Source organism: Mesorhizobium sp. M7A.F.Ca.US.006.04.2.1 (assembly GCF_004022915.1).
In the GTDB taxonomy this organism is placed as follows: Bacteria; Pseudomonadota; Alphaproteobacteria; order Rhizobiales; family Rhizobiaceae; genus Mesorhizobium; species Mesorhizobium ciceri.
In genome coordinates, this window is the sequence record NZ_RZQA01000272.1 from 1 (window position 1) to 7,153 (window position 7,153).

A 7,153-nucleotide genomic window follows, 5' to 3' on the forward strand; every position below is an offset into this window, starting at 1 on the left:
ACCAAGGCTGGGCGTTGCCAGGTCATATCGTGGAACCGCGGGAGATGTGGTGCAACCCTTCAGATCGTCGCAGCTTGCGCTTTTTCGATCACGAACACGATCCGATCGTCGTCGCGTTCCGTCGATTCAAGGCGTTCTCCCATTTCAGTGAGAAGATTTGGTATGTCGATGACCGCCAGTGGGTCCGTGCAGTGAACCTCGAGCCGATCGCCTGGCCTCAAGGCTTTCAGCGCCTTACGCGTCTTCAGTGCGGGCAAGGGGCATTTAAGCCCGGTCAGATCCAGCTTCGTCGTGGTCATCATGGCCAGCATGATGCCCGACGGGGCGTGGCATCGTCAATTGGAGCGTTGGGGTCTTGGCTCCTGCTTCTGGCGCGGCCGGACGGCTGTCACAGAAGACTGGAATAGGCGAGGAAGTTGACCGTGTGGCCCGGCTCGACATGGACTATCTCCTCACCCAGTTCGACGAGACCGTCCGTGGCGACCAGAGATGAAAGCAGTCCGGCGCCTTCTCGGGGGAACTTCGTCGCCTCGTAGGAACCATCCGCGGTCGCGTGCACGTTTGCTCGTACATACTCGCGCCGTCCCTGCTTCTTGCTGTAAGAAAAGCCGGCCCGCACAGCGATCGGGATCGGCGGTTGCTGCCGCGCCCCGACGAGGGCGAGGTTCGCAGGGCGGGCAATATGGGCGAAGGTGACGAAGCTTGCCACCGGATTGCCAGGAAGTCCGATCAGCGGGATTCCATCGATCACGCCCATGGCGACGGGCCGGCCCGGCTTGATCGCGACGCGCCAGAACACCAAGGTTCCGGCGCTCTCGACAGCGGCCTTCACGCAGTCGGCCTCGCCCGTCGACACACCGCCCGAAGTCAGGATCAGGTCATGGCTCGATGCCGCTTCGCGCAGCTTTTCGGCAATCAGGCGGCTGTCATCCATCAGGATACCGAGATCGGTGACGTCGCAGCAGAGCCGAGCGAGCATTGCCGTAAGCATGAAGCGGTTCGAGTCGAAAAGCTGCGCTGGTCCGCGCAGGTCTCCAGGCGCAACGATTTCGTCCCCGGTCGAGAACACTGCGACACGTATCCTGCGCTTGACCTGGAGTTCGATGAATCCCAATGCGGCGGCCAGCGCGACATCTTGCGGCCGCAGCCGGTGGCCGGCTGGGAGGACGCCTTCACCCAGTGCGACATCCTCACCCATAGGACGGACATTGGCACCCGTTTTCAAGCCGGGCGGGAGAATGACCCGGCCAGATCCGTCCACGCTCACATCTTCCTGCATGAACACTGTATCGGCCCCCTTGGGCATTGGAGCGCCAGTGAAAATGCGCATCGTTTGGCCGGGCAGCACAGGTTCATCCGGCGCCATGCCGGCCTGAACCCTCCCGGCAACGGCGAACGCCGTTTTGACGGTTTGCGGCAGGTCGGCCCCTCGCACGGCATACCCATCGACCGCGGAATTTGTGAAGGGTGGCAGCGGCAGCGGTGCGACCATCTTCCTCGCCAGGAAGCGTCCATCCGCCAGCACGAGCGAGACCGCCTCGACCTCCTGCACAGCACTCAGTTTCGAGGCGATGAGCGCGGCGGTCTCGTCGATGGGCCGCATCGGTCCGCCGAAAGCGAAGCAGTCATCCGAGATTTGCGCCATTTATGTTCCAATTGCACGAGGGTGCCGCCTTGGCAGCAATCGCATCAATCCGAGCTTTTTTTAATTAGCTTCGGTTGAACACCTGTAAGATACATCAGGCCAGAGCAGTGGCGAGCCAGAATACGACGTCAGGAGACTGCCATGCATTTGATGAGACGCCAACCCGAACACGCCATCATCACACCCGACCCGCAAGACCGACGGCTGACCGAGTTGGTCGCGGGCGTCGACCATACAGGCGCGACGGTGGAGGTCCGCGTACCGATAGAACGTGCCCTGACGCTCTATCTCAACGCGCAGGAGATCGTCACCATGATGACGGTCAACGATTACCCTGAATATCTTGCGCTTGGCTATCTGCTGAACCAGAACATGCTTCTGCCTGACGACGTGGTGACGGATGTCGAGTATGACGAAGACCTGCAGGTCGTGGTCGTTCGCACCGAGCGCAACACCGACTACGAGCAGAAGCTCAGAAAGCGGACGCAGACCTCGGGTTGCGCCCAAGGCACTGCGTTCGGCGACGTGTTGGAGGCGATCGAGGACATCACACTTCCGCCCGCTGAGCTTCGCACCTCCTGGCTCTACGAGCTGACGCGCAAGATCAACACCACGCCGTCGCTCTATCTGGAAGCAGGCGCGATTCATGGCTGCGTCCTTTGCAGGGAGGGCACGCCAATCTGCTATATGGAGGACGTCGGGCGCCATAACGCCGTCGACAAGATCGCTGGCTGGATGTACCGCCACACCGTCGATCCGGCAGACAAGATCATCTACACGACCGGGCGGCTGACCTCCGAGATGACGATCAAGACGGTACGGATGGGCATTCCGATATTGATCTCGCGCTCCGGCTTCACAGCCTGGGGCGTGGCGCTGGCCCGCCAGGTGGGGCTGACGCTGGTCGGCCGGGCGCGCGGCAAGCGCTTCACCGTGCTTTCGGGCCAGGAGCGGATCGTCTTCGACCAGGACCTCGCTTCGGTCGGTGAGGAAGCGCCGCGCCACCGCCGCAAGGGTGCCGAGCATGACGACTGAGGGAACCGTAACGCTGGGCGTGGTGCTCGCCGGCGGTCTGGGTCGGCGCATGGGCGGCGGAGACAAGCCGACGCGTGTGATCGGCGGACGAACGATGCTTGAGCATGTCATCGAACGGCTAGCGCCGCAATGCGACGGGCTCGTTCTTAACGCCAATGGCGACCCCGCTCGCTTCGCCCGCTTTGGCCTGCCCGTTGCCGCCGACACGATCGAGAGCTATCCGGGACCTCTTGCCGGCATACTCGCCGCACTCGATTGGACGGCGGGGAACAGGCCGGGTGTAGAATGGGTGGTCAGCGCTGCCGGCGATTGTCCCTTCCTGCCGAGCGACCTCGTTGCACGCCTCCAGCAGGCGCGCATCACAGAGAAAGCAGACTTGGCGGTGGCGGCATCCGGCGGCCAGGCGCATCCGGTCATCGGGCTCTGGAAAGTCGCGCTGCGGGATGAATTGCGGCATGCGTTGACCAACGAGGGTCTCCGCAAGATTGACCGGTGGACCGCCCGCCAGCGCCTTGCCACCGTATCCTGGCCCGTCGAGCCGGTGGACCCGTTCTTCAACGCCAACACGGTCGAGGATCTTGCCGAAGCTGAGCGCCTGGCCGCGTTGCTTTCTGCTAACCCGGCCGGCTGAACCCAGCGCGCTCCAGGCCCAGAAGGACCTCGTCGGTCCGGAGAGCCTCGAGGAATGCGTGCACCGAAGGCCGTTCCTTTCGCGCAGAGATCATTGCGAAGTCGTAGTGCTCTTCGGTCAGCACGATAAAACCGAGCCCCGCCGCACGCGCGACGGGCGCGATGGTGACACCCCAGTCGGCGCGCTCTTGCGCCACCGCCGCGGCGACGGCATTGTGCGAGCGCGGCTGATTCCAGTAGCCGTCCGGGCGTTCCACGCCGAGGAGCTGGTCGATCAGGATGCGCGTTCCCGAGCCTTGGTTGCGGTTGACCATCATGCAATCGCGGTCGGCGAGCGCCGCACGGACCGCCTCCTCCGCGCCGAGGCCCTCGAAACGCTCGTCCCCTTGGCGGAATACCAAACCTTGCATGCGCCGCCAGCCTGGCACGAGTTCGAGACCGTCACCGAGGAAAGGCGCGTTGTAAATCCGCGTCTTCGGGTCGAAGAGATGGATGGGGGCGAGATCGCACTCGCCGCGCTTGGCCGCTGCAAGACCGCCCAGGCTTCCCACAGGCAGCGAGCGCACTGAAATCCCGCGGCGCGAAAGTTCGCCAACGACCAGATCGAGGCCGACGCAATGACTGCCGATGACGACGAGGTCGGGAACGCGGACCCGCGGCGTGAACAGCGTCACCGCCACGTCGGCACCGGCAGGCACGTGATCGGCGAGTGCCTCGATGCGGATGAAGCCGTCCGCCTGGGTAAAGGATGTTATCGCTCCCGAGCCCTTGCCGGTCGGATAGGCCGTCAATCCTCCCTGCCCTTGCACAAGGGAAACCATGGCGAATTCGGTCCGCCCGAGTTCGGAAGGAATCCGCAACGGAAGGCTTGCGGTGACCTGAGTATCGACGCGCGGCGGCAGCCCCGCCATGCGCCGCAGGGCGGGTACCACCATGTCATGGAAGGTGAACATGGCCGAGGTCGGAAATCCCGGCAGGATGATGACCGGCTTGCCCTCGCACACAGCCAGGCAAAGTGGCTTTCCGGGTTTCAGTGCCACGCCGTGGGCGATGATACCGGGCTTGCCCAGTCGGCCGATAATGCGATGCGTGACATCCCCTGCCCCTTTGGACGTGCCGCCCGACAGGATCAGCACGTCGTGGGCGGCGAGCGCCTCGCGCATAGCCTTCTCAAGTTTCGCCTCGTCGTCGGGAAAGGCGCCGAGAAAATGCGCCTCGCCGCCATTTTCAGTGACAGCCGCAGCGATGATCGGGCCGTTGGCATCATAGATGCCGGCCGGTCGCAACGGCTCGCCCGGCTGAACGAGTTCATCGCCCGTGGAGATCACGGCCACGCGTGGCCTGCGAGCCACTGTCAGCTGTGCGATTCCGCAGGCAGCGAGCATGCCGATCTCGCGCGAGCCGATTTCGGTTCCGGCACGCAGCAAGACTTCTCCTCGCGCCATGTCCGATCCCGCGTTGGAGATAAACTGGCCGGGCGAGATGCTGCGGGCCACCTCAATGGCACTCAACCCGGCGGGATGGGTGTGCTCCACCATGACGATCGCGTCCGCGCCGCGGGGCAGCGGTCCGCCGGTTGCGATGGACGTGGCGGTGCCGGTCAGAACGGGCAACTGCGGAACCGTGCCGCAGGCAATCGCTTCCGCATTGAGCGCAAGCCGAACGGGACGCGGTTCAGAGGCGACGGCGAGGTCGGCTGCACGCACCGCGAAGCCGTCGACATTTGAGCGGTCGAACGGCGGCACGTCGACCGGCGCTGCGACGTCCTCGGCAAGAACCAGCCCCAGCGCGTTGGCCAGCGTCCGCTTCTCGGTCGGTAGTGGGCGGGGAAACAGCTCGGCCTCGAAGCGCGCCAGTGCAGCTTCGCGCGATAGTATGGTCAGGAACTGCTCCTGGCCGCTGTTCTGCTGGGCCGATGTTGGAGAATGCGTCATGGCGGAACACCGATCAAAAGTTGCGGAGCGGAACGGCGGCGACAGGCGTGCCGGCGGCATACCCCTCGCTATCGTCAGGAACTGCAAGCCAGGCGTCGGCAAGACGCATGGCGTCCAGCGAAAAGTCGCCGACAGCGAGCGGTGTCCACACATCCCGCTCCTTTGCGAGCAGAACGATCTCGCAAAGCCCGACCGCGGATGAAATTTTCCGCGAGAGTGGCAAGATAATGCCGGACCGTTCAGATCTGCCCGACAGGCGGTCCAAGACTGGCTGGACGAGTGCAAGGAACCCCGCGAAAGCCTGTTGCGGCGATCCGGCCAATGCGACGATCGGTGTCTTGCCGAGCCGCCCTATCGCCGTTGTCCCCCCGGGCCGCAGAGCAATGCCATGCGCGAGCAGAACCCGGCGCCGCGCGAGAGCCTCGGCGGTCACATCGGCGCAGCCATCGCCAGTACCGCCGATCAGGAGCAGCAAATCGCAGGACTCGCCATCAAGAGCGGCAGCGATCGCTGTCGCGTCACGCTCGACGGCCTCTATTTCGGCAATCGAAGCTCCAGAGGCACCCAGGCTCTCGACCACGAGCCGCAGGGAGAATGTCTCGTGGCTCTCGGCAGAGACGTCGATCGCACGCACGCACGGAATCCGTACGGCAAGTTGGCTCAATCCCACTTTGCGAGCGACCAGCAGGTCAGCGACGCCGATTGTCTTTCCTTCAAATGTTGGCGGGCGGTTCGCCGCCATGTCCTCGCCCATCCGGCGCACACCCTGGCCAGGCGCGGCTTCAGATGCCGCCTGGATCACCGGTCCATCGCAATCGATAAGACCGGCCTGCAGCACACAGTCACGATTTCCAGGCATGGCATCGCCCGTCTCCACCCAGAGGGGCGGGGTCGGCAATGCTACTGGCGAATAGGCCGACGCTCCCACGAGATCAAAGGCGCGACACGCCCAGCCGTCGATGGCAGCGATATCGCGCGCAGGCTGCGCCGGCACGACAGCCGGCATCCCGGCAGCCACGCGCCCAAGAGCCTCATCGAGCGGAACCAGGCAGGTGGCGACGGGCATCACACCGTCGAGCAGCCCTGCGAGCGCCTTGTCAAGGGTGGTGAGCGCGCCTGTCGGAGAAAGTGTTCTCGTCATGGCCCGATAGTGAAGCAGACCCGAGCCGGTTTGCAACAAGCTTCAGGAACGCTCGTGCTGCGCGTTTGGGAAGAAGAGCTGTTGGCCGTCGATTTTGTACTCGCTGATCGCCTTCTGCCCCTCCGCAGAGATCAGCCAATTGATGAAGCGCTGGCCGGCCTCCGCTTTGACACTTGGATGCTTCCGCGGATTCACCAGCATGACGCCATACTGGTTGAACAGCCGCTTGTCACCCTCGACGGCAATGCCCAACTCGCCCCGATTCTTGAATGACAGCCAGGTACCACGATCGGAAAGCGTATAAGCGTTCATGGCGGCCGCGGCGTTGAGCGCCGCTCCCATGCCCTGGCCGATCTCCTTGTACCAGGTGCCCTTGGCCGCCTCGATGTCGATGCCGGCCGTTTTCCACAGACTCAATTCGGCCGAGTGGGTGCCAGACCTGTCGCCGCGCGATACGAAGGCCGCTTTCTTGGCTTCGATGGCGATCAGCGCGGCTGCGATATCCTTGGTCCCGCTGACGCCTGCTGGGTCGCTCTTGGGCCCCACGAGGACGAAGTCGTTGTACATCACGTCGAAGCGCTTCACCCCGAACCCTTCCTCGATGAACTTCTCCTCCTGCGCCTTGGCATGGACAAAGACCACATCGGCATCGCCGCGCCGACCGGTGTCGAGCGCCTGACCGGTGCCCTGAGCAACAACCTTCACGCCGATGCCGGTCTTCTTCTCGAACAGCGGCAGGATGGGGTCAAACAGCCCAGAAGCCTGCGT

Annotated in this window: 7 protein-coding genes; 2 read left to right on the forward strand and 5 right to left on the reverse strand. The window is 63.9% G+C overall.

The window, feature by feature from the left end; translation table 11 throughout:
• Positions 1 to 59: 59 nt before the first annotated feature.
• Positions 60 to 299 (reverse strand): sulfurtransferase TusA family protein, encoded by a 240-nt coding sequence (locus tag EN925_RS16210; protein WP_064994283.1) that lies wholly within the window; start codon positions 297 to 299, stop codon positions 60 to 62.
• An 89-nt stretch (positions 300 to 388) separates the two neighbouring features.
• Entirely contained in the window at positions 389 to 1,645 is a 1,257-nt protein-coding gene (gene glp, locus EN925_RS16215; RefSeq protein ID WP_128336705.1) for a gephyrin-like molybdotransferase Glp, read from the reverse strand.
• Positions 1,646 to 1,786: 141 nt separating this feature from the next.
• Between glp and EN925_RS16220 the strand changes: the two genes are divergently transcribed.
• Positions 1,787 to 2,680 (forward strand): formate dehydrogenase accessory sulfurtransferase FdhD, encoded by an 894-nt coding sequence (locus EN925_RS16220; RefSeq protein ID WP_064994250.1) that lies wholly within the window; start codon positions 1,787 to 1,789, stop codon positions 2,678 to 2,680.
• Entirely contained in the window at positions 2,670 to 3,311 is a 642-nt protein-coding gene (mobA, locus tag EN925_RS16225) for a molybdenum cofactor guanylyltransferase MobA (RefSeq protein ID WP_164753851.1), read from the forward strand. The genes EN925_RS16220 and mobA overlap by 11 nt, the downstream gene beginning before the upstream one ends.
• On the opposite strand, the gene EN925_RS16230 is transcribed toward mobA, so the two are convergent.
• The 3 genes from EN925_RS16230 to EN925_RS16240 all read right to left on the reverse strand — a co-directional run.
• Positions 3,295 to 5,244 carry a molybdopterin biosynthesis protein gene (locus tag EN925_RS16230; RefSeq protein ID WP_127371677.1) on the reverse strand — a complete coding sequence of 650 codons (1,950 nt, stop codon included), beginning with the start codon at positions 5,242 to 5,244 and terminating at the stop codon, positions 3,295 to 3,297. The genes mobA and EN925_RS16230 overlap by 17 nt on opposite strands.
• A gap of 13 nt (positions 5,245 to 5,257) precedes the next feature.
• Positions 5,258 to 6,424 carry a molybdopterin-binding protein gene (locus EN925_RS16235; protein ID WP_318014165.1) on the reverse strand — a complete coding sequence of 389 codons (1,167 nt, stop codon included), beginning with the start codon at positions 6,422 to 6,424 and terminating at the stop codon, positions 5,258 to 5,260.
• Between the two features lie 3 nt (positions 6,425 to 6,427).
• The coding region (locus EN925_RS16240; RefSeq protein WP_128336707.1) for an extracellular solute-binding protein at positions 6,428 to 7,153 on the reverse strand (726 nt) is incomplete at its 5' end.